Origin of the sequence: Streptomyces formicae (assembly GCF_002556545.1) — a bacterium.
In the GTDB taxonomy this organism is placed as follows: domain Bacteria; phylum Actinomycetota; class Actinomycetes; order Streptomycetales; family Streptomycetaceae; genus Streptomyces; species Streptomyces formicae_A.
Window position 1 is genome coordinate 3306911 of sequence record NZ_CP022685.1, and the last position, 22818, is coordinate 3329728.

The 22818-nt window shown below is 74.2% G+C and carries 16 protein-coding genes; 13 read left to right on the forward strand and 3 right to left on the reverse strand.

The annotated features are described in order from the left end of the window. The first annotated feature begins 5 nt into the window (after window positions 1–5). The 9 genes from KY5_RS14125 (at window position 6) to KY5_RS14165 (ending at window position 13160) form a co-directional block, all read left to right on the forward strand. The gene (locus tag KY5_RS14125; RefSeq protein WP_098242580.1) at window positions 6–1271 is read left to right on the forward strand and encodes a 6-phospho-beta-glucosidase; all 1266 of its coding nucleotides are present in this window, start codon (window positions 6–8) and stop codon (window positions 1269–1271) included. Further along, complete coding sequence (locus tag KY5_RS14130) at window positions 1262–2248, forward strand: N-acetylglucosamine kinase (RefSeq protein WP_098242581.1); 987 nt, start codon at window positions 1262–1264, stop codon at window positions 2246–2248. Before KY5_RS14125 ends, KY5_RS14130 begins: the two co-directional genes overlap by 10 nt. Window positions 2249–2457: 209 nt before the next feature. Beyond that, entirely contained in the window at window positions 2458–3975 is a 1518-nt protein-coding gene (locus tag KY5_RS14135; protein ID WP_234362726.1) for a hypothetical protein, read from the forward strand. Window positions 3976–4007: 32 nt separating this feature from the next. Further along, window positions 4008–5003, forward strand: coding sequence for a glutamate ABC transporter substrate-binding protein (locus KY5_RS14140; RefSeq protein ID WP_098242582.1), 996 nt, complete (start codon window positions 4008–4010; stop codon window positions 5001–5003). Window positions 5004–5076: 73 nt separating this feature from the next. After that, the gene (locus KY5_RS14145; RefSeq protein ID WP_098242583.1) at window positions 5077–6396 is read left to right on the forward strand and encodes a hypothetical protein; all 1320 of its coding nucleotides are present in this window, start codon (window positions 5077–5079) and stop codon (window positions 6394–6396) included. Then, window positions 6393–8918 (forward strand): serine/threonine-protein kinase, encoded by a 2526-nt coding sequence (locus KY5_RS14150; RefSeq protein WP_234362727.1) that lies wholly within the window; start codon window positions 6393–6395, stop codon window positions 8916–8918. Before KY5_RS14145 ends, KY5_RS14150 begins: the two co-directional genes overlap by 4 nt. Before the next feature lie 2 nt (window positions 8919–8920). Beyond that, the gene (locus KY5_RS14155; RefSeq protein ID WP_098242584.1) at window positions 8921–10249 is read left to right on the forward strand and encodes a PP2C family protein-serine/threonine phosphatase; all 1329 of its coding nucleotides are present in this window, start codon (window positions 8921–8923) and stop codon (window positions 10247–10249) included. A gap of 116 nt (window positions 10250–10365) precedes the next feature. Next, on the forward strand, window positions 10366–11721 hold the full coding sequence (locus KY5_RS14160; protein WP_098242585.1) for a vWA domain-containing protein: 1356 nt from the start codon (window positions 10366–10368) through the stop codon (window positions 11719–11721). Between the two features lie 113 nt (window positions 11722–11834). Then, window positions 11835–13160: an FHA domain-containing protein gene (locus KY5_RS14165; protein WP_098242586.1), complete on the forward strand. Its 1326-nt coding sequence runs from the start codon at window positions 11835–11837 to the stop codon at window positions 13158–13160. Between the two features lie 18 nt (window positions 13161–13178). On the opposite strand, the gene KY5_RS14170 is transcribed toward KY5_RS14165, so the two are convergent. Further along, window positions 13179–14144: a methyltransferase domain-containing protein gene (locus KY5_RS14170; RefSeq protein ID WP_098242587.1), complete on the reverse strand. Its 966-nt coding sequence runs from the start codon at window positions 14142–14144 to the stop codon at window positions 13179–13181. A gap of 104 nt (window positions 14145–14248) precedes the next feature. Here KY5_RS14170 and KY5_RS14175 point away from each other — a divergent pair, with 104 nt between their 5' ends. The 4 genes from KY5_RS14175 to KY5_RS14190 all read left to right on the forward strand — a co-directional run bounded on the left by KY5_RS14175 (window position 14249) and on the right by KY5_RS14190 (window position 21659). Continuing rightward, a complete protein-coding gene (locus KY5_RS14175) occupies window positions 14249–14662 on the forward strand; it encodes a globin (protein WP_098242588.1) in 414 nt (137 codons plus the stop codon). A 171-nt stretch (window positions 14663–14833) separates the two neighbouring features. Beyond that, window positions 14834–17599 carry an FtsX-like permease family protein gene (locus KY5_RS14180; RefSeq protein ID WP_098242589.1) on the forward strand — a complete coding sequence of 922 codons (2766 nt, stop codon included), beginning with the start codon at window positions 14834–14836 and terminating at the stop codon, window positions 17597–17599. A 50-nt stretch (window positions 17600–17649) separates the two neighbouring features. Continuing rightward, complete coding sequence (locus KY5_RS14185) at window positions 17650–20667, forward strand: FtsX-like permease family protein (protein WP_098242590.1); 3018 nt, start codon at window positions 17650–17652, stop codon at window positions 20665–20667. Continuing rightward, complete coding sequence (locus KY5_RS14190; protein ID WP_098242591.1) at window positions 20664–21659, forward strand: ABC transporter ATP-binding protein; 996 nt, start codon at window positions 20664–20666, stop codon at window positions 21657–21659. Before KY5_RS14185 ends, KY5_RS14190 begins: the two co-directional genes overlap by 4 nt. Window positions 21660–21692: 33 nt before the next feature. Here KY5_RS14190 and KY5_RS14195 read toward each other — a convergent pair whose 3' ends face one another. Further along, window positions 21693–22379 carry a hypothetical protein gene (locus tag KY5_RS14195; RefSeq protein ID WP_098242592.1) on the reverse strand — a complete coding sequence of 229 codons (687 nt, stop codon included), beginning with the start codon at window positions 22377–22379 and terminating at the stop codon, window positions 21693–21695. Beyond that, window positions 22376–22816 (reverse strand): acyl-CoA thioesterase, encoded by a 441-nt coding sequence (locus tag KY5_RS14200; RefSeq protein WP_098242593.1) that lies wholly within the window; start codon window positions 22814–22816, stop codon window positions 22376–22378. Before KY5_RS14200 ends, KY5_RS14195 begins: the two co-directional genes overlap by 4 nt. Window positions 22817–22818 lie beyond the last annotated feature (2 nt).

Consider the following 22818-nt stretch of genomic DNA (forward strand, 5'->3'; position numbering starts at 1 on the left):
CCGATATGAAGCTCGCAGTGGTCGGCGGAGGGTCGACCTACACCCCCGAACTCATCGACGGATTCGCGCGGTTGAGGGACACCTTGCCGATCGAGGAGCTCGTCCTCGTCGATCCGGCGACCGACCGTCTCGATCTGGTGGGCGGCCTCGCGCGGCGCATCTTCGCCAAGCAGGGCCACCCCGGACGCATCGTCACCACCTCCGACGTGGACGCGGGCGTCGCGGACGCCGACGCCGTCCTCCTCCAGCTGCGCGTCGGCGGACAGGCGGCCCGCAACCAGGACGAGACGTGGCCGCTGGAGTGCGGCTGCGTCGGCCAGGAGACCACCGGCGCGGGCGGCCTCGCCAAGGCGCTGCGCACGGTCCCCGTCGTCCTGGACATCGCCGAGCGGGTGCGCCGCACCAACCCGAACGCGTGGATCATCGACTTCACCAACCCGGTCGGCATCGTCACGCGCGCGCTGCTCCAGGCCGGGCACAAGGCCGTCGGCCTGTGCAACGTGGCGATCGGCTTCCAGCGCAAGTTCGCCAAGCTGCTCGACGTCGCGCCCGGCGAGGTCCACCTGGACCACGTGGGGCTCAACCACCTCACCTGGGAGACGGGCGTACGTCTCGGCGGGCCCGGCGGCGACGACGTCCTGCCGAGGCTGCTCGCCGAGCACGGGGACGCGGTCGCCGAGGACCTGCGCATGCCGCGCGCGATCGTCGACCGGCTCGGTGTCGTGCCCTCGTACTACCTGCGCTACTTCTACCAGCACGACGCCGTGGTCGAGGAGCTGCGGACCAAGCCGTCGCGCGCCTCCGAAGTGGCCGCGATGGAGCGGACGTTGCTGGAGATGTACGGCGACCCCGCGCTCGACGAGAAGCCCGAACTGCTCGCCAAGCGCGGCGGCGCGTTCTACTCGGAGGCGGCCGTGGACCTCGCGGCCTCGCTGCTCGGCAACGGCGGCAGCCCGTACCAGGTGGTCAACACCATCAACAACGGCACGCTGCCCTTCCTGCCCGACGACGCGGTCATCGAGGTGCAGGCCACCGTCGACGGCAAGGGCGCCAAGCCACTCGCCGTACCGAAGCTCGACCCGCTGTACGCCGGGCTCATCGCCCACGTCACGGGCTACGAGGACATGGCGCTCCAGGCCGCGCTGCACGGCGGCCGCGAGCGCGTGTTCAAGGCGCTGCTCGCCCACCCGCTGGTCGGCCAGTACGCGTACGCCGAGCAGCTCACCGACAGCCTCATCGCGCACAACCGGGAGCACCTGGCGTGGGCGTAGGCACGAGCGTGCTCGCCATCGACGCGGGCAACAGCAAGACCGACGTCGCGGTGGTGTCGGCCGACGGCACGGTCGTCGGCGCGGCCCGCGGCGGCGGGTTCCAGCCGCCGCGGATCGGCGTCGAACCGGCGGTGGACATCCTGGCGGACGCGGTGACGCGGGCGTTCGCCGAGGCGGGCGTGGACTCCGTCGGCCACGTCTCCGCCTGTCTCGCCAACGCCGATCTGCCCGTCGAGGAGGAGGAGTTGGCGGTCGCGGTGCGGCGGCGCGCGTGGGGCGCCTCGGTCGAGGTGCGCAACGACACCTTCGCCATCCTGCGCGCCGGGCTCCTGGAGGACGCCGAACCGCGCGGCGTCGCCGTGGTGTGCGGCGCGGGCATCAACTGCGTGGGCATGCTGCCCGACGGGCGCACGGCCCGCTTCCCCGCCATCGGCCGGATCTCCGGCGACTGGGGCGGGGGCGGCGGCCTCGCCGAGGAGGCGCTCTGGTTCGCGGCGCGCGCCGAGGACGGCCGCGGCGCGCCGACCGCGCTGCGCGAGATGCTGCCCGCGCACTTCGGCCTGGAGTCCATGTACGCGCTGATCGAGGCGCTGCACCTGGGGCGCATCGCGCAGGTGCGGCGGCACGAACTGACGCCGGTGCTCTTCGCGGCCGCGGCGGCGGGCGACACCGTGGCGCGCTCCGTGGTGGACCGGATGGCCGACGAGGTGGTGGCCATGTCGACCGTCGCGCTCGACCGCCTCGGCCTGCTCGACGAGGAGGCGCCGGTGCTGCTCGGCGGCAGCGTCCTGGCCGCCCGCCATCCCCAACTGGACGACCGCATCAGGGCCTTGCTGGAGGAGCGGGCGCCGAAGGCGGTGCCCCGGGTGGTCGCCGCCAGGCCCGTGCTCGGCGCCGCGCTCCTGGGCTTCGACCACGTCGGGGCGCCCACCGAGGTGCACGCGCGCGTACGGACGCACTACGAGGCCGCCGCCTGAACCGCGGTACGTCCGGGCCCGTCGGTCCGGACGTGCCGCGCCCCCTCGTCGGCGCCCGCGGGGAACCGAACACCGGTGAATCTCGTGTTCAAGGGCAGGGATCCGCACAAGATCGAGACAAGCCCTGTGCGGATGTCAGTCCCTGCGGCAATACTTGCGGCCGTGCCCTCTTCCCGCGCCGGCCGCGCGGGGCGGGGCGCGAACGTCCGATGACCAAGGGGGAGGTCGAGGTCAAGGTGACACATCCGCCGAACGGCAGCGCCGTGCCGCCGGGCCCGCCGGGAGCGCCCGGGCAGCCGCCCGCCGCACCCGTGCCCGCGCTGCCCGCAGTCCCGCCGCAGGCGCCGGGCCCTTCGCCCGCGCAGCCGCCGCGGCCCGCGCCGCCCGCCGCCGCGCGCCGCACGGCCTGGGCCGAGGGGACGGACCGGCTGCGCGCCGCGGCCACCACCGAGCCCGGCAAGCTGCGGATCATCGGCGCCTTCCTCGCCCTGCTCGTCGTCGCCTTCGGCGCGGTCACCACCTGGCAGATGACGGACCGTTCGGCCGCCGCGGACGACGTGCTGCACCGCAGCCAGCCGCTGAGCGCCGACGCCGCGGCCATCTACCGCTCGCTCGCCGACGCCAACACCGCGGCGTCCAGCGGCTTCCTCGCGGGCGGCCAGGAGCCCGCCTCGGTCCGCTCCCGCTACGAGAGCGACATCGAGCGGGCCTCGGACAAGCTCGCGAAGGCCGCGTCGAACGCGGGCGCGGACTCCTCGTCGGCGGCCGCCGTGGGCAAGCTGAACAAGCTGCTTCCGCAGTACACGGGCCTGATCGAGCGGGCCCGCGCCAACAACCGCCAGGGCCTGCCGCTCGGCGGCGCCTATCTGCGCTACGCCAACGACAAGATGCAGACGCAGATGCTCCCGGCCGCCGAGAAGCTCTACAAGGCGGAGAACAACCGCCTCGACTCCGACTACGGCAAGGCGAAGCCGTACCCGTGGTTCGCCATCGCCCTCGGTCTCCTCGCGCTCGGCGCCCTGGTCTGGGCCCAGCGCCGCAACTACCGCCGTACGAACCGGGTGTTCAACCACGGGCTGCTGGCCGCCACCGCCGCCACGACCGTCGTGATGCTCTGGCTGGTGGTCGGCCACACCTTCGCCAGATCGGGCCTCGACGACTCCTACGACAACGGGGTGCAGTCCCTGAACGTCCTCAACGACGCCCGCATCAGCTCCCTGAAGGCCCGGGGCAACGAGAACCTGACCCTGGTCAGCCGGGGCGCGGAGACCACCGAGGTGGGCGGCAAGGTGCAGGACAAGTTCGACGTCTCCTACCGCACGCTGATGAAGCGCCTCGGCGACGCGGACAACGGACTGCTCGGGCAGGCCGCCGCCCTCGCCGACGACCAGAACGGCAGGAGCCCGGTCGCCGCCGCCGTGAAGAACGTGGGCGTCTGGAAGCTGCGGCACAAGGAGGCGCGCGCCAGCGACGACTCCGGCGACTACCAGGACGCGCTGAACAAGGTCATCGGCACCAAGGCCGACGCCCCGACCGGAGAGTGCTTCGACAACGTGGACGCCGCCCTCGAACAGGCACTGGCGCACGAGCAGGGCGAGTTCAAGCAGGCGGCCGAGGACGGCAGGGGCGCCATGAGCGGCCTGCCCGTCGGCGCCGCCGTCCTCGCGGTCCTCGGCGCGGCGGGCGCCGTCCTCGGCATCGGCCGCAGGCTTTCGGAGTACCGGTGACGGGGCCAGAGGTGAGAGGAGGCGCGCAGACGATGCGTACACGACGTGGCACGGTCAGGCTGCGCGGCTGGGGCGGCGTGGGGGCGATGGCGGCCGCCTGCGCGCTCGCGGGGACGTTCGTGCTCGCGCTGCCGCCCGGCGACGGAGACGCGGGGGACGACGGCGTGGGCCGCGGCGGCTCCGGTGTCACGGTCGCGGCGCCCGCGCGCGCGGATGCCGACGACTGCAACGACCGGAGCCTGCGGCCCTCGCCCAAGGACGGCCCGACGATCGACGCCATCAAGAACCGCAAGGTCAAGAAGCTCGTCGTCGGCGTGGACCAGAACAGCTACCAGTGGGGCTACCGCGACCCGAACAAGAAGGGCGGTGAGCTGGAGGGCTTCGACATCGATCTCGCACACAAGATCGCCGAGGAGATCTTCGGCAGGCGCGACGCCGTCAAGTTCCGCGCCATACCCACCAACCAGCGCATCCCCGCGATCCAGAGCGGGCAGGTCGACATGGTCGTCCGCACCATGACGATCAACTGCGCCCGCCTGGACGACGTCGACTTCTCCACCGGGTACTTCGAGACGGGCCAGCAGGTGCTCGCCCCCAAGAAGTCCGACATCACGGGGTACAACGACACGCTGAAGGGCAAGAAGGTCTGCTCGGCGGCCGGTTCCATCGCCGCGGAGGAGCTCGACAAGGAGTCCTTCGGCGCCGACATCTCCACCAAGGTGCCCAACCAGCTGGACTGCCTGGTGCGGCTCCAGCTCGGCGAGGTCGACGCCGTGGTGACCGACAGCGCACTCGCCGCGGGACAGGCCGCGCAGGACCCGACGGTCGAGCTCAAGGGCAAGGAACCCTTCACCACCGAGCACTACGGAGTGGCGATGAAGAAGGGCTCGGACGACCTGGTGCGCCGGGTCAACAAGGTCCTCGACGACTACCGCGAGGACGGCGGCTGGCAGAAGTCCTACGACAAGTGGCTCGCGGGCGGCCTCAGCGCCAAGGTGACCCCGCCCGCGCCGGAGTACCGCGACTGACCGCCAACCGACCTGGTACCACTGAAGAGTTGCGGCACACGCAGCGCGGCACACGCAGAGCGGAGAGTGATCGATGAGCGTCACGGGACCCCCCGGTCCGGTACTGGACCGGGACGAGGTGGACCGTGCGCTGGCGCGCCTCGACGCCGAGCACGAGGCGATCGAGACCTCGCTCCTCGCCCTCCAGGACCACGCGGGCCGCCGCCTCCTGGAGGGCGCCGCGCTGACCGGCGTCACCCAGGAGCGCTGGGCCGACGCCGAGGGCCGCATCACGCTGCTCTGGGCGTACTTCGACGCGTACGCGGCCGCCCTGCGCACCGCGCACGAGCTGCGCGACCGCCGCCGCTGGCCGAGCCGCGAGGACCTCGTGGAGCTCACGGAGCTGCTGCGCGGCGAGTCCGTGACCGTCTCCGGCGGCTCGACGCACGGCACGTCGCCCTCGGTCACCGGACCCGCCAAGCTCACCGAACGCTTCACGCTCGAACAGCTCGTGTCCCGGATGAACGACCTGTACGCCCACTCGCTCGACATGGTCGTCGCCGCCGACGCCGTCTGGTCGGCGCTGCCCGCCCGCATAGACCTGCTCGCGGCCGAGCTGTCCCGCACCCGCCAGCTCGCGCACTCCGTGGGCGTCCGTCCAGGAGAGCACCCCTCGGGCGACGACCTGGAGCGCATCACCCGCGCCCTGACCGCCCTGCGCGAGCAGGTGGTCTCCGATCCGCTCGCCTTCTGGCAGCGCGCGCAGGGCAGCTCGGCGCCCGGCGGCGGCCGCCCCGGCACCGAGCGCTACGACCGCGAGGCGCGCGCCCTGGAGGAGGTGCGCCGCGAGATCGACGCGGTGCTCACCGTCCGCCAGGACGCCGAGGCGCGCCTGGGCAGGCTGCGCGACGTGCTCTCGCGCGCGGACCGCACCCTGGCGGAGGCGCGGAGCGCCCGCGGCGAGGTCCTCGCGAAGATCGCCGCCTCCGAGGTGCCCGCGGTCAGCGGCCCGCCGACCGCGCTCCAGGAGCAGTTGGCGATGGCCGCCGACTACCGCAGGAACGCGCAGTGGCACCGCCTCTCGCCGCTCCTGGAGTCCCTCGAGCAGAAGGCCGAGGACGAACTCCTGCGCGCCCGCGAGTCGTTGACGGCCGTCACGGCGCCGCTCGCGGTCCGCGCGGAGCTGCGCGGCCGCCTGGACGCGTACAAGGCGAAGGTCGCCCGGCTCGGCCACGCCGAGGACCCGCTCCTCGTCGAGCGGTACGACGCGGCCCGCCGGATGCTGTGGAGCGCGCCCTGCGACCTGCGCGTGGCCGAGCAGGCGGTGCTGCGCTACCAGCAGGCCGCGGCCGACGCGATCGCGGCGCGGGTCCCCCAGCAGGGCGGGCCCACCGACCGGAGGGAGGAATCGTGAGCCAGCAGCAGTGTCAGCGGCCCGGCTGCACAGGGTCGTACGAGGACGTCGGCGGCGGCGAGCTGTACTGCGACACCTGCGGTCTCGCCCCGGTGGTCGCGCCCAACGGAATGGTGGGCTCGCCGCCGACCGGCCTCACCGCGGGCGGCAAGGGCTCGAAGGGCTCGGGCAGTGCCAGCTCCCGCTCGTCGTCGCCGTCCGCGCGCTCGGCGCGCTCCCAGTCCTCGCGCAGGTCGGTGTCGGGGCGGCTTTCCCGCTCGCTTTCGGGGCGTTCGACCTCGCGCTCGGTCTCGGTGCGCAGTTCGGGCTCCTCGGCCGCCTCCTCGGCGCGCGGACGGCTCGGCGTCGGCCTGGTCGCGGTCCCCGACGTGCCGCGCCCCGACCCGCGCGGCGCGGTGCAGAAGAACCCCGAGGTTCCCGAGCGGAAGCGATTCTGCTCGCGCTCGGACTGCGGCGCCCCGGTGGGTCGCGCGCGTGGTGAACGCCCGGGCCGTACCGAGGGGTTCTGCACCAAGTGCGGCCACCCCTACTCCTTCGTGCCGAAGCTGAACGAGGGCGACATCGTGCACGGCCAGTACGAGGTCGTGGGCTGTCTGGCGCACGGCGGACTCGGCTGGGTCTACCTCGCCATCGACCGTGCCGTCTCCGACCGCTGGGTGGTCCTCAAGGGCCTGCTCGACACCGGCGACCAGGACGCGATGGCCGCGGCGATCTCCGAGCGCCGCTTCCTCGCCGAGATCGAGCACGCCAACATCGTGCGGATCTACAACTTCGTGGAGCACCTCGACCAGCGCACCGGCTCCATGGACGGCTACATCGTCATGGAGTACGTGGGCGGCAAGTCCCTCAAGGAGATCGCCAACGGCCGCCGCACCCCCGAGGGCAAGCGCGATCCGCTGCCCGTCGAGCAGGCCTGCGCGTACGGCATCGAGGCGCTCGAAGCCCTCGGGCACCTGCACAGCCGCAACGTGCTGTACTGCGACTTCAAGGTCGACAACGCCATCCAGACCGAGGGCCAGCTCAAGGTCATCGACATGGGCGCGGTGCGCAGGATGGACGACGACGAGTCCGCGATCTACGGCACCGTCGGCTACCAGGCGCCCGAGGTCTCCGAGGTGGGCCCCTCGGTCGCCTCCGACCTGTACACCGTCGCGCGCACGCTCGCCGTCCTCACCTTCGACTTCCAGGGCTACACGAACGTCTTCGTGGACTCCCTGCCCGACCCGGACAACATCGAGGTCTTCAGGAAGTACGAGTCGTTCTACCGGCTCCTGGTCCGCGCCACGGACCCGGACCCGGCCCGCCGCTTCGCCTCCGCGCAGGAGATGGCCGAGCAGCTCACCGGCGTCCTGCGGGAGGTCGTGGCGCTCCAGACGGGCAAGCCGCGTCCGGCGCTCTCCACCCTCTTCGGTCCCGAAGTGAAGGTCACGGACACCGAGTTGTTCGCCGAGCTCTCGGGCGACGAGTCGCGGCTCGGGGTGCGCCCGCTCGATCCCTCGCGCAACGGCGGCCCGCCCGCGCTGCCCGGCGCGACCACGGAGGCCACCACGATCGTGCGCCCGCTGGACGCCGCCGTGACGGCCCTGGCGCTGCCGGTGCCCCGCGTCGACCCGAACGACCCCAACGCCGGTTTCCTCGCCGGGCTGCTGGCCTCCGCGCCGGCCGAGCTGATCAGCGCCCTCGGGGCCGCGCCCGGCGACTCGATCGAGCTGCAACTGCGCGGCCTGCGCGCCCGCCTCGCGATGGGCGAACTGACGCCCGCCGCCGAGGCGCTCGCCGATCTGGAGCGCCGCCACCCCGACGACTGGCGGGTGGTCTGGTACCGGGGCGTCGCGGCCCTGGCGACCGGGGACTTCGAGAGCGCGGCGCTCTCCTTCGACGCCGTCTACGACGCGTTCCCCGGTGAGCCCGCGCCGAAGCTGGCGCTCGGCGTCTGCGCGGAGGTGCTCGGCCAGCTGGACAACGCCGCCGAGTACTACCGCCTGGTGTGGACCACCGACCCGAGCTACGTGAGTTCCGCGTTCGGCCTGGCCCGTGTGCAACTGGCCGCGGACGACAGGCGGGGCGCCGTGCGCACCCTGGAGTCGGTGCCGGAGTCGTCCATCCACTACACCGCGGCCCGGGTCGCGGCGGTGCGGGCGCGGCTGCGGCGGCGTATGACGTCGGACACGGCGGCGGCGCCGGGAGCGGGCTTCCTCGACGACCTGACGGCCGCCGCGGGGCAGGTGGAGGCCCTTGCGGGCTTCGGTCTCGACGCGGTGCGCAGGGAGCGTCTGTCGACCGAGGTTCTGGGGACGGCGCTCGACTGGGTACTCTCCGGTAGGCACTCTGGTCACGCTTCCGCACCACCGGCCACCACCGGTACGCGGGCCGTACTGCTCGGCAGCGACCTGGACGAGCGTGGTCTCCGGTTCGGTCTGGAGCGTTCGTACCGGACACTGGCCCGGCTCGCACAGGGTGGCCAGGAGAGGATCGAACTGGTGGAGCGGGCCAACCGTTTCCGCCCCCGGACGTGGGTGTGAGTATGTCGCAGATGCCCCAACTGTCTGCCTGCCCCAGCTGTGAGGAGCCGCTGGAGTCGGGTGACCTGTTCTGTGGTGCGTGCGGGTTCGACCTGTCGGTGGTCCCGGCACGGCCCGACGCCTCGCCCAACGGGTCGGCCGACGGGGCCGCCGCACGGTGGCCCGAGGCCCCCGAGGTGGACAGCTCGGACGTGCCGGTGCCGACGCACCGGCCGAACGACGTGCCCGGCACGGACTCCGGGGGCACGGACCTCGCCGAGTCGGAGCAGGAGCCGAAGCCCGAGCCGGAGCAGGCCGCCGAGCCGGGGCCCACGGGCCCAGAGCCCGACGAGTACCCGCTGCCCGCACCGGGCACCGCGCCCGCCGAGGGCGCCGACCCGCGGACCGCGCCCCCCGAGCCGACGCCCCCCGCGGGCACCAAGCTCTGCGTGGCCTGCCGTTCGGGCCGCGTCGACCCGGACGGGTACTGCGAGAACTGCGGGCACGCCCAGCCCCGCGAGCGCGACCACATGGAGCAGGAGCTGGACGCGGTCGCCGCGGTCAGCGACCGGGGCCTTCGCCACCACCGCAACGAGGACGCGTTCGCGATCTCCGCGGCCGCGCTGCCCGACGGCTCGCCCGCCGTCGTCGCGATCGTCTGCGACGGCGTCTCGTCGGCGACCAGGCCCGACGACGCCTCGCTCGCCGCCTCCCTGGCCGCCAACGAGTCGTTGCAGGGCGCGCTGCCGCGCGGCACGCATCCCCAGCAGGCCATGCACGACGCGATCATCGCCGCGGCCGAAGCGGTCAACGCGCTGGCCGCCGAGCCCGCCACCGCCCGCGACCAGGGCCCCCACCAGAACGCGCCCGCCTGCACCCTGGTCGGCTCGATCGTCGCCGGCGGCCTGCTCGTCGTCGGCTGGGTCGGCGACAGCCGCGCCTACTGGGTCCCCGACGACCGCTCGGGCCCCACCGTCCGCCTGACCGAGGACGACTCGTGGGCCGCGCAGATGGTGGCCGCGGGACTGATGAGCGAGGCCGAGGCGTACGCGGACGAGCGCGCGCACGCCATCACGGGCTGGCTCGGCGCCGACGCGTACGAACTGGAGCCGCACACCGCTTCCTTCAAGCCCGACCGTGCGGGTGTAGTGGTGGTGTGCACGGACGGGCTGTGGAACTACGCGGAGGCCGTCGAGGAGATGGCGGGCGCCGTGCCCGGCGACGCGGCCCGGCGACCGCTGCACAGCGCGCAGGTCCTGGTCGGTCACGCCCTGGACGGCGGGGGCCACGACAACGTAACAGTGGCGGTCGTCCCGTTCCCGTTCGTGCCGCAAGGGGCAGGATCGGCCTAGAGCGGACGCTCCCGCCCCGCGCGCGGGAGCGGTGCGCGCCACCACACACGTCATCCGGCGGACTTGGGGGAAGCCGGGGGACGACCTGTCCGAGGGTCTGAGGGGGAGCAGCATCCATGGCCAATTTCTCGAAGTCGAACGTGCCGCAGTTCTCGGTCGACGTCTATCAGAACGCGTTCCTGCCGGAGGGCGGCAGAGAGGTCAACGCCATCGCCACGGTGACCTCCACCGGCGGCGGAACCATCGGTTCCGCGGTCGGCGCGCCCCATCTCTACTCCGCGGGGCAGAGCCCCGACGCCGCCGTCGCGATCATGGTCGACTGCTCCGGCTCCATGGACTACCCGCCGACGAAGATGCGCGGCGCGCGGGACGCCACGGCCGCCGCGATCGACGCCGTCCGCGACGGCGTGCACTTCGCGGTGATCGGCGGCACCCACGTCGCCAAGGAGGTCTACCCGGGCAACGGCCGCCTGGCGGTGGCCGATCCGCAGACCAGGGAGCAGGCCAAGCAGGCCCTGCGCAAGCTCAGCGCGGGCGGCGGCACGGCCATCGGCACCTGGCTGCGCCTGGCCGACCGGCTGCTCGCCGCCGCCGACGTCGCCCCGTCCGCCGTACGGCACGGCATCCTGCTCACCGACGGCCGCAACGAACACGAGTCGCCCGAGGCCCTCAAGGCCGCGCTCGACTCCTGCGCGGGCCGCTTCACCTGTGACGCCCGCGGCGTCGGCACGGACTGGGAGGTGAAGGAGGTCACCGCGATCGCCTCCGCCCTGCTCGGCACCGCCGACATCGTCGCCGACCCCTCGGGCCTTGCCGCCGACTTCACGCGGATGATGGAGACGGCGATGGGCAAGGAGGTCGCCGACGTCAGTCTGCGGCTGTGGACGCCGCTCGGTTCGGAGATCAAGTTCGTCAAGCAAGTGGCGCCCACGGTCGAGGAGTTGACGGACCGCCGCACGGAGGCCGGGCCGCGCGCCGGGGACTACCCCACGGGATCCTGGGGCGACGAGTCCCGCGACTACCACATCTGTGTGCAGGTGCCCGATGCCGAGCTCGGCCAGGAGATGCTGGCGGCCCGGGTCTCGCTGGTCGTGCCGGGGGGCGACGGCACCGTACAGACGCTTTCGCAGGGCCTGGTGCGGGCGGTGTGGACGGACGACATGGCCGCGTCCACGTCGATCAATCCGCAGGTGGCGCACTACACGGGCCAGGCGGAACTGGCGCAAGTCATCCAGCAGGGACTCGATGCCCGTAAAACGGGAGATGTCGACGGGGCGACGGCGAAGCTCGGCCGCGCGGTCCAGCTCGCGAGTGCGTCGGGCAACGCGGATACGGCGAAACTGCTTTCGAAGGTGGTGGACGTCGTCGATGCCGCGGCAGGTACTGTTCGATTGAAGGCGAAGGTCGCCGAGGCCGACGAGATGACACTCGAGACGCGCTCGACGAAGACTGTTCGCGTGAAGAAGCAGTAGCGCGAGGGACTGCCGCACACGCGGCGTTCCACCAGCGATGCCGTACAGAGTTCCGTAAGAAAAAGCGCAGTACACGGCCCTCGGGCCGGAGAAGGAGAGGGGGAAGCGCCGACATGCCGACCTGCCCGAACGGACACCAGTCGGGTTCCGACGACTGGTGCGAGGTCTGCGGTCACCGCATGGCCGGTGCCGTGCCTCCGCCGCCCCCGCCGCCGCCCGCGGCGGGGTACGGCTATCCCCCGCCGCCGCCCGGTCAGGACCCGGGCTTCCCGCAGCCCGCGCCGCCGCGACCGCACCTGGCCGCCGTGCCGGACCCGTCGCCCGAGGCGGAGCTCTGCCCGCAGTGCCGCACGCCCCGCGAGGCGAACGCGCCGTTCTGCGAGGAGTGCCGCTGGAACTTCCTGACCAACACGGCCACCTCGTACACCCCGGCGGCGCCGAACCCGCCGCTGCCGGGCACGCACGGCGGTCCGGGTCCGGGACCCGGCATGCCGCCGCCAGGGCCGAACCCGGCGCAGCAGTTCCCGCCGCCGCCCGGTCCCGGCTACGAGTACCAGGGCTCGCGCCCCTCGCAGGTGAACCGGCCCGCGGAGCCGATCCCGCCGTTCGGCAACGGCGGCGCCCACGGCGGCGGCAACGGAAACGGCTTCGGCCAGCAGGGTCCCGGCCAGCCCGGTCCGGGTCAGCCCGGCCAGCACGGTCAGCCCGGCCCTGGTCAGCCCGGCCCCGGTCAGACGCCGCCCGGCGCCCCGCAGGCGTTCCAGCAGCCGGGTCCGCCCGCGCCGCCCGCCTTCCCGCAGGAGACCGGCGGTCCGCAGGGTCCGCCCCCGCCCCCGCCGGGTCCGCAGGGCACCGGTCCTGGTCAGCCCGGCCCCGGTCAGCCCGGCCCCGGCGGCCCCTCCTTCGGTGGCGGAGGCGACGACTGGGTGCTCTCGCCGCCCTCGTCCCCCGCACCGGCCCCCGGCCGCCAGGAGCCGTTCCCGCAGGAGTCGTTCCAGCAGGGCCCCCCGCAGCCGCAGGCCGCGCAGGGTCCCGGCACCTGGACGGCGACCATCGGTCCCGACCGTGAGTACTTCATGGCGATGATGCAGCGCAGCGGTCCCGAGGCGTCGGGCCTCAACCTGCCCGCGTACTCGCCGGAGCAGCAGCGTCCGCTGGTCGGCAACCAGATCACCATCGGCCGCCGCCGTCACTCCACGGGCGACACCCCGGACATCGACCTGTCGGTGCCGCCGGAGGACCCGGGCGTATCGCACCAGCACGCGGTCCTGGTCCAGCAGCCGGACAGCAGCTGGGCGGTCGTCGACCAGAACTCCACGAACGGCACCACGGTCAACCACGGCGAGGAGCCCATCCAGCCCTTCGTCCCGATCCCGCTCCAGGACGGCGACCAGGTGCACGTGGGCGCCTGGACGACGATCACGATCCGCCGCGACTGACACCCTCGGGGGCGGTCCTCACAGCGGCCAGACGTACGGCCCCTCGGGGTCGTCGAGCCAGGCCCATTCGTAAGGACCGCTCACGGTGATCCCGAAGCGCTCGCGCACCGGCCGCCCCTCGCGCTGCCACAGCGCGAGCGCCTCATGGGGGTCGAGGCTGCCCGCGGTCAGCTCCAGCAGGAAGCGGAAGAGCTCGTTCTGTAGGGCCCTGCGCGGCAGCCCCCCGATGTGCTGCTCGTGCGGGGCCCTTCGGCTGCCGCCGCGCAGCGGCACGAAGTAGGCGGGCGTGTGCAGGAAGCGGCCCTCCGCGTACTCCGCGTCGCGGACCGTCAGCGTGATCAGGCCGGTGGCCAGCGGCGCGAGGATCCGGGCGCCGGGACGGCACTGGGTGAGCCAGGACCTGGGGACCGAGCCCAGGGTGCAGGTGGCGATGATCCGGTCGTAGGGCGCGCGCTCGGCGCAGCCCGCAGCCCCGTCGCCGGTCACGACGGCCGGACGGTAACCGGCGGCGGCCAGGTGCCGCCGCGCGGACTCGGTGATCTCCGGGTCGAGGTCGACGGTGGTGACGTGGTCGTCGCCGAGCCGGTGGGCCAGCAGCGCCGCGTTGTAGCCGGTGCCCGCGCCGATCTCCAGGACCCGGTCCCCCGGGCGCACGTCGAGCTCGGCGAGCATCATCGCCATCAGGGACGGCTGGCTGCTGGACGACAGCAGGTCGCCGTCGCGCACGCGGGTGGCCAGGGGCGCGTCCGCGTACGCCCCGCGCAGCCAGCGCGCCCGTCTCGCCGCGTCCGGGTCCTCGCCCCACAGCCGCTCGTGGCCGCCGCCCGCGTTGACGTAGTAGTACGGCACGAAGAGGTGCCGGGGCACGGACTCGAACGCCGCCCGCAGGCCGGGATCGCCCTGCCAGACCCCGGTCGCGTCGATCTCGCGCACGAGGGCGGCCCGCGCCGCGGCGACGAGGGCGGCGTCGGGTTCGGGTTCCATGTGTCCACTGTGCTGCGCCGCCGCCCGCGATGCGAGTGGCGGGCGGGGCCGGGTCCCGTTCGAAGGTCCTAAGTCTTCCGTACTCGGCCGCCCCGTCTGAGACCATGGACGGTGTGAACGAGATCCCACGCGGCACGCTTCAGGAGCAGACCTTCTACGAGCAGGTCGGCGGCGAGGAGACCTTCCGGCGCCTGGTCCACCTCTTCTACCAGGGGGTCGCGGAGGATCCGCTGCTGCGGCCCATGTACCCGGAGGAGGACCTCGGGCCCGCCGAGGAGCGGCTCGTGCTGTTCCTGATGCAGTACTGGGGCGGCCCCCGCACCTACAGCGACAACCGCGGCCACCCGCGCCTGCGCATGCGGCACGCGCCGTTCACGGTCGACAGGGCGGCGCACGACGCCTGGCTGAAGCACATGCGCGCCGCGGTCGACGAGCTCGGCCTCTCCGAGGAGCACGAGCGGACGCTGTGGAACTACCTGACGTACGCGGCGGCGTCCATGGTCAACTCCGAGGGGTGACGAGGGGTAATACCCAAACCGTCTCCTGACACCTGACCCCTTCCCCAAACCACCTGCCCTCTGAAAGCATCCGGAAAGACCGCTGGGGGGCGATGCGCAGGCAATCAGTCGTGCCCGCGTACGCGACGCACATACGCGTGAGCGCACAGCACGGGCACGGGGGGCACCAGGGTGACGGGGTTCGTCTTTCTGCGCGTACGCGCACACCGTCTGCTACTGGCCGCGGCGCTCCTCGCCGTCCTGCTGACGACGGCGGTGCTCGCCACCCTCACCGCGTTCTCCGGCGCGATCGGCGACGCGGCCCTGCGCCAGAGCCTGCGCACCCGCTCGGCGGCCGACGCCGCGCTCGTCGTACGCACCCAAGTCCCGCCGGACAAGGACGACGCGGCGCGCGAGGAGGTCGAGGAGGGCGCCCGGCGCACCTTCGACGGGCTTCCCGTGCGGCTGCGCTCGCTGGCCCGCTCGGGCACCTACGCCCTGCCGCGGAAGGAGCGCGCGGGGCAGGGTGACAAGACCGATCTGACGCGCTTCGCGGCGCTCGACCGGTCCAGGATCAAGCTGGTCAAGGGCAGTTGGCCGAACGGTTCACGTGGTTCGAGTGGTTCAGGCGGCACCGTCGAGGTGGCCCTGCCCGAGACCGCCGCCGCCAAGCTGAAGCTCGGGCCCGGCGCGGCGCCCTTCACCCTCACCGACCGCCTCACCGGCCCCGAGGTCACCGTCCGCGTCACCGGCGTCTACCGTCCCGTCGACCCCGCCGACCCGTACTGGCAGCTCGACGAACTCGGCGGACGCGGCGTGCGCAAGGGCGTCTTCATGACGTACGGGCCGCTGCTCGTGACCCCTTCAGTGCTCACCGGGTCGCGTGTCTCGACGGAGGGCACGCAGTGGCTGGCCACCGCCGACTTCGCCGGCGTGACCACGCGGCGCGTCGACGCGCTGCGCGACGCCGCCACCGAGGGACCGGCCGCGCTCGCCGAGAACCGCGCTCTGGGCGGCAATCCGAGCGCCGACACCGCCCTGCCCCAAGTCCTCGACCGGGCCGAGCGCGCCCTGCTCGTCTCCCGCTCCACCCTGCTGATCGTCGCCCTCCAGCTCATCATGCTCGCCGGGTACGCCCTGCTGCTCGTGGCCAGGCTGCTCAGCACGGAGCGCGGCGGCGAGACCGAACTCCTGCTCGCCAGGGGCGGCTCGCGCTCCCGGATCGCCTGGCTCGCCGCCGTAGAGGCGCTGCTCCTCGCGCTGCCCGCCGCCCTCGCCGCGCCGCTGCTCGCGGCCCCGTTGACCCGGCTGCTCGCCGGGCAGGGCGCCCTCGCGCGCACCGGACTCCGCCTCGACGTGTCGGCGGGCACCGGGGTGTGGCTCGCCGGTCTGGTCACCGCGCTCGGCTGCGCGCTCGCGGTCGTCGCGCCCGCCCTCTCGACCGCTTCGGGCGTACGCCGCTCGGTGCGCGCACCCGCACTGCCCGCGCCGCTGCGGGCGGGCGCGGACGTGGGTCTCCTCGTCATCGCCGGTGTCGCCTACTGGCAGCTGGACAGCCGCACTTCGGGCTCCGGCGCGCTCAGCGACGACCGCGGCGGACAGCTCGGCATCGACCCGCTCCTCGTCGCCGCGCCCGCCCTGGCCCTCCTCGCGGGCACCGTCGTGACGCTGCGGCTTCTGCCGCCCGCGGCACGGCTCGCCGAGCGCCGCGCGGCCCGCGGCCGCGGCCTGCCCGGGGCGCTCGCGGGGTGGCAGCTCAGCAGGCGGCCGCTGCGCGGCGCCGGGCCCGTGCTGCTCCTGGTGCTCGCCGTGGCGATGGGCATGCTGGCGGTCGGACAGGGCGCCTCCTGGGACCGGTCCCAGGAGGATCAGGCGGACTTCCGCGCGGGCACCCAGATCCGGGTGCTCGGCAGCCGGGTGGCCGACGGCGAACAGGCCGGGGTCTTCGGCGGGTTGCCCGGGGTGCGCGCGGCCGCGCCCGCCGTCCGCGACACGATGAGCCTGTCGGACAACCGGCTGGCGACGGTGCTCGCCCTCGACACCGCGAAGGCCGCGCCGGGGCTCCTGACCCGCGAGGACCTCGGGAGCGGCGCCACGATCAGCGCGGCGCTCGCCCCCGGCCGGCAGCGGGCCGATGCGGGTGCGGAGCCGCGCGCGGTGGTCACCGACGCCTTCCTCGACGCGAGCGGCTCCCGGGTCGGTGACCGGATCCAGGTGCCCGCGGGCAGCAGGAAGGTCCGGGTGCTCATCGCCGACGCGGTGCCCGAACTGCCCACGGCGGGCGCCCCCGAGGGCGCGGAGGCCGCCGCCGGACCCGGCGGCGGCGCCGTCCTGCTCGACCTTCCGCGCCTCGACGCCCACCTCGCCGAGGACGACGCCGGGCCGCTGGCCCCCTCGGAGTGGTGGCTCACCACCGGCGACGGCGAGGCGGCGCAGGCGGCCGCCGCGCTGCGCTCCCGCCCCGACATCGACCCCGAACAGGTCCTCGTGCGCGACGAGATCGCCGCCCAGTTGCGCGACGACCCGCTCGGCGCGGGACCGCAGGCCGCGCTGCTCGCGGTGGCCGCGGCCGCCGCGGCGCTGGCCGCCGTCGGCTTCGCGGTGAGCGCCGCGGGATCGCTGCGCGAGCGCTCAGCGGAGTTCGCGGTGCTGCGCGCGCTCGGTGCGCCACGGCGTCAACTGGCCCGGCTCATCGCGGCCGAGCAGGGCTTCCTGCTCGGGCTCGCCCTCCTGGTCGGCCTCGGGCTCGGCGCGGTCCTGACCCGCGCCGTGGTCCCCCTGATTGTCCTCACCGGCGAGGCGACCCAGCCGGTGCCGCCGGTCCTGGTCGAACTGCCCGTGGGCCGCGTCGCCCTGCTGCTCGCCGCGACCGCCGCGGTGCCGCTCCTGATCATCGCGGCCCTCTCGCTGCGCCGCGGCGACCCGAAGGTGTCGCTGCGCCACGAAGGGGGCCACTGACATGCGGAAGCCCACCACCTGCCCCCTGACCGCCCGGGAAGGCGACTGACGTGCCCGTACCCGCCGTTGCCCCCTGGGTCCGCACCCGGTTGCGCGCCGCTCCCGGCGCCGCGGTCGCCCTCGCCGCCCTGGTGGCCGTGACCGCCTTCCTCGCCGCGCTCTTCCCGCGCGCCGTCGAGACGTACGAGAACGACGCGGTCCGCACCGCCGTCGCCGACGCGGGCCCCGCCCGCACCGGGATCGAACTCACCGCCCCCGCGCCGGGCTTGGAGGCCGACCGCCGCGCGCGCGAGGAGGCGCTGGGCCCCGGACCGCTGCGCGAGCGCTACACGAAGACGCTCAAGGCCATGCCCGCGCCGATCCGGGGGGACGAGAGCCAGTCGACGTACGGCGCACGGACGGTCAAGTCGCCGGACGGCCTGGACCGCTGGCTGCCCCGGCTCGACCCGATCCCGCCGCAGTTCACGGTGGCCGCCCAGGCCGGACTCGACCGGCACGCGCGCGTGCGGGAGGGGCGGCTGCCCCGGGGCGCGGGCGTCACGTCCGACAGCCGCCGCGTCGAGGCGGCCGTGACCGAGGACACCGCGCGGGTGATGAAGCTGCGGGTCGGCACGTCCCTCCATCTGCCGTCCACCTACGGCCCCCGCGTCACCGTGCGCATCACCGGCATCGTGGAGCCCCTGCGCCCCGGTAGCGGCTACTGGTCGTACGACCCCTTCATCGCCGCCCCCGCCAAGGAACTCGCCCCCGGCCCCGCCCCGCAGTACCGGCGCTGGCACGCCGGGCTGCTGCTCGCGCCCGAGGCGGGCGGCTTCCTGCCCGCCGTGGACCAGAGCCCGCAGCGGTACTGGCGCGTCGCCCCCGCCTCCGACGGCCTCACCACCCGCGACATGAGCCCGCTCAAGGCACGGATCGCGTCCCTGGAGGGCGGCCCGCTGCTCACCCGGCTGCGGGGCTTCACGGACCGGGGCGCCCAGGTCTCCACCGACCTCGACGAGGTCCTCACCGAACACGCGGGGCTGCGGGACGCGGTCACGCCGGTGGTCGCCGTGGCCGCGTACGGCGTCGGCGGGGTCGCGACCGTCGTCCTCCTGATGACCTGCGCGCTGAGCGCCGCGCGTCGGCACACCGAACTGGCACTGCTGCGCTCGCGCGGCGGCTCCGTGCGCGGCATCGCGGGCCGGTTGCTCGCCGAGACCTCCGTGGTGGCGGTGCCCGCGGCGGGCCTCGGGCTCCTCGCCGCGGTGCTCGCCGTGCCGGACGCGCGCGTGGGCCCCTCTCTCTGGGCGGCGGCCGCGGTGGGCGCGCTGGCCTGCGTGGTCCTTCCGGTGCGGGCCGCGGTCGCGCACCGCAGGCCGCGGGCGCACGCGGGCCGCGACGACGTCCTGACGGCGCGCCCGTCGCGGCGGCGGACGGTGGCCGAACTGGTCCTGCTCGTCCTCGCGGTGGGCGCGGTGGTGACGCTGCGCAGGCGGGGTACGGGGGACGCGGGCTCGGCGGCGTCGAACGCCTCGTCGGGAAGCGGCGCTTCCGGCTCCGGTTCCGGCTCCGGCTCGGTGGACTGGCTGGTCAGCGCCGCCCCGGTGCTCGTCGGCTGCATCGCCGCACTCGTTCTCGTACGCCTCTATCCGCTGCCGCTGCGGCTCCTCGCGCGCCCGTTGGCGCGGCGCAGGGGCACGCTCGGCTTCCTGTCGATGGCGAGCGCGGGCCGGGCCTCGGCCGCCCATGTCCTGCCGCTGCTCGGCCTGCTGCTCGCCCTGACGACGGCGGCCTTCGGTGGTTCGGTGCTTGCCGGTGTGCACGACGCCCGCGACCGCACGGCGCTCCTCACGGTGGGCGCGGACGCCCGCGTGGAGCGCACCGACGGGCCGCTGCCCGCCTCCCTCGCGGCCGAGCTGCGCAGGGCCTCCGGGGTGCGCGAGGTGTCGGCCGTGCACATCGACTGGAACCTGACGCTGCCCGACGGCTCGTCCGTACCGCTGGTGGCGGTGGAGCCGGAGACGTACGCGCGACTGACCGCGTCGACCGGCCTCGGCCGCCTCACGAAGATGGACCTCACCGCGGCGCGCCCCGCGGATTCCGCGCCCCTGCCCGCCGTGGCCTCACCCGGCGTCGCCCGGCTCCTGGGCACCGACACCCACTCCTTCCGCACCCCTTCGGGCAGCTTCAAGGCGAAGGTCGGCCCGATCCGCACGACGACACCCGCGCTGCCCACCCAGGGCGGCTTCCTCCTGATCGACCGCGCGGGCCTGCCGAAGGCCAAGGACACGACGCTGCTCGCGACGGGGGGCGGGATCACGCGGGGGGTCGTGGAGGACGCGTTGGTTGGGGCGAAGGCCGGGGCGAGGGCCGAGGCCGGTGCCGGTGCCGAGGCCCAGGCCGGTGGCGGTGCCCGTGCCGACGCCGGTGCCCGTGCCGAGGCCAGTGCCCGTGCCAGTACCGACGCCGGTGCCAGTGCCAGTGCCGACGCCGGTGCCAGTGCCGACGCCGAGGCCGACGCAGGTGCCAGTACCGACGCCGACGCCAGTGCCGAGGCCGACGCCGGTCCCCGTGCCGGTGCCGTCAAGGTGCGGGTGCGGGCCGACGCGCGCGCCGCGTTGACCAGTTCGCCCCTCCAGTCCGGTGCCGAGAACGTGTACGCGGCCGCCGTCGCCGCGGCCGCCGGATACGCCGCCCTCGCCGTACTGCTCTCCCTGCTCCAGTCCGCGCCCCGGCGCCGCATGCTGCTCGGCCGACTGCGCACCATGGGCCTGAGCGCCCGCCAGGGCCGCGGGCTGCTCGCCCTGGAAGCCCTGCCGCAGGCGCTGCTCGCCGCGGTCGGCGGCGTCCTCGCGGGGTGGGCGGCGATCGGCCTGCTCGCGGACGGACTCGATCTGCGCCGCATCGCGCTGGCCGCGCACGGCGGCCTCACCGGCCTCGGCGAGGTCACCCTGCGGGCCGACCCCTGGTCCCTGCTGCTCCCCGCGGCGGGCATCGTCGTACTCGTCGCCGGGGTGGCGTTCGCCCAGGCCTGGTGGACCACCCGGCGCACGGCCGCCGTCGACCTGAGGACAGGAGACAACCGATGACCGACACCTCCGCCACGACCGGCGCGACTGCCACGACCGGCCCCTCGCTCGCCGACCTGGAGGCGCGGGCCACCGCGCACCGCGACCGGCCCGCCTACGGCCACGACGCGCTGATCACCTGCGACCGGCTCGTCCGCGTCTTCGCCACCGACGGCGTCGAGGTGCAGGCGCTCCAGGGCCTCGATCTGCTCGTCCGCGACGGCGAGTTGATGGCCCTGGTCGGCGCGTCGGGCAGCGGCAAGTCGACGCTGATGAACATCCTCGCGGGCCTGGACGAGCCGACCGCGGGGGCCGCGCGCGTCGCGGGCTGCGACCTGCTCGGCATGGGCGCGAAGCAACGCCTTCGCTACCGCCGCGAGGTGGTCGGCTTCGTCTGGCAGCAGACGGCACGCAACCTCCTGCCCTACCTGACGGCCGCTCAGAACGTGGCGCTGCCCATGCAGTTGCACGGCCGCGGCGCCCTCGCCAAGCGCGCCAAGCGCGCCAAGGCCGACCGTGCCGACCGGCTCCTGAAGATGCTGGAGGTCGCCGACTGCCGCGACCGGCGCCCGCACCAGATGTCCGGCGGCCAGCAACAGCGCGTCGCCATCGCGGTGGCGCTGGCCAACGATCCCGCGGTGCTCCTCGCCGACGAGCCCACGGGCGAGCTCGACTCGCACACCGCGGAGCGGATCTTCGCCGCGTTCCGCACCGCCAACGACGAACTCGGCACCACCATCGTCATCGTCACCCACGACCAGGCGGTCGCCTCCGAGGTCCGCCGCACGGTCGCCATCCGCGACGGCCGCACCTCGACGGAGGTCCTGCGCCGCACGGAGGTCGACGAGTCGACGGGCCAGGAGTCACTGATCTCCCGCGAATACGCGATGCTGGACCGCGCGGGCCGCCTGCAACTGCCCGCCGAGTACACGGAGGCCCTGGACATGCGGGACCGGGTCGCGCTGGAACTGGAGAAGGACCACATCGGCGTGTGGCCGGACGACCGGGACTGAACGCCCCTGCGGGAGGGGCGCGCCGGGCACCGCTTACGCGGGCATGACGGAGAGTCCCCCACCACCGGCCCGCCGCACGGCAATGGACCCATAGGCCGTACGCAACCGGAGCCAGGCCCCGGAAGACAGCAAGGTCAGCGCGTCCCCCCGCAAGAACCCCAGAGCCTGCGCGGCATGAGCGACCCGCACCGGAAGCCCGGTCTCCCCGATGGTCCTCGACCAGATCTCGCGACCCACCCGGTCGAGTTCGGCCCGCACCCGTCGCTCCTGCGGCAACTCCTCGACGCGGGACTTGAATTCGGCGACGGCGGCCGCCACCAGGCCCTTCACCGCCTCCGGAGCCGGAAGCCCCGGTTCCTGCCGCCAGCCGCCGCGCGGCGGGAGCACCCCGGCCCACGGGGGCCCGGTCACGGCACCCGGCACGGCGGCGACACCCGCCGTCCGCACCGACTCGGCCGACTCGGCCACGGACTCCAGGAGTTCACCCGCGGAGACGGTGACGTCGAGCGTGGTGTCGAGGCCGTGCTCGTACGGCTTGGCGAGCCGTGCCGTACGAATGGCGAGCACCTCGAACGACGGCGGCCGCCCGAACACGGCGAGCGTGTCCCCCGCGGCCTGCAGCCGCACCGCGGCCGCCTTGTCGTAGTGGATGAGCCGGGCCAGGAAGGCGGCCAGATCGGCCGCCTCCCCGGCGTCGGCGAAGTGCAGCCGCGCGGTCATGCGGCAAGCGCCCCCGAGCCACCGTCGGCACTGTCGTCCACGTACAGCTGGAGGTAGGACTTCTCCTCCGTGGTGATCCGGCGCGGCCGCTGGGCCTCCAGATCGAACGGCACGACCACCGTCGACGCCCGCACGTAGACCTGCTCGTCGTCCTTGATCTCGTACGCGATCGTGAGCGACGCCGCGCCTATCTTCGTCACCCACGACTCGACGGTGACCGGCTCGTGCCGGTGCACCAACGGCCGTACGTAGTCGATCTCGTGGCGGGCCACCACGGACCCGCCGGAGAACGACGGCGAACCGTCCCCGGGCGCGAGCCGGAACATGAAGTCGATGCGCGCCTCTTCCAAGTACCGCAGGAAGACGACGTTGTTGACGTGCCCGAAGGCGTCCATGTCCGACCAGCGCAGCGGGCACTGGTAGATGTGCCGAGTCACAG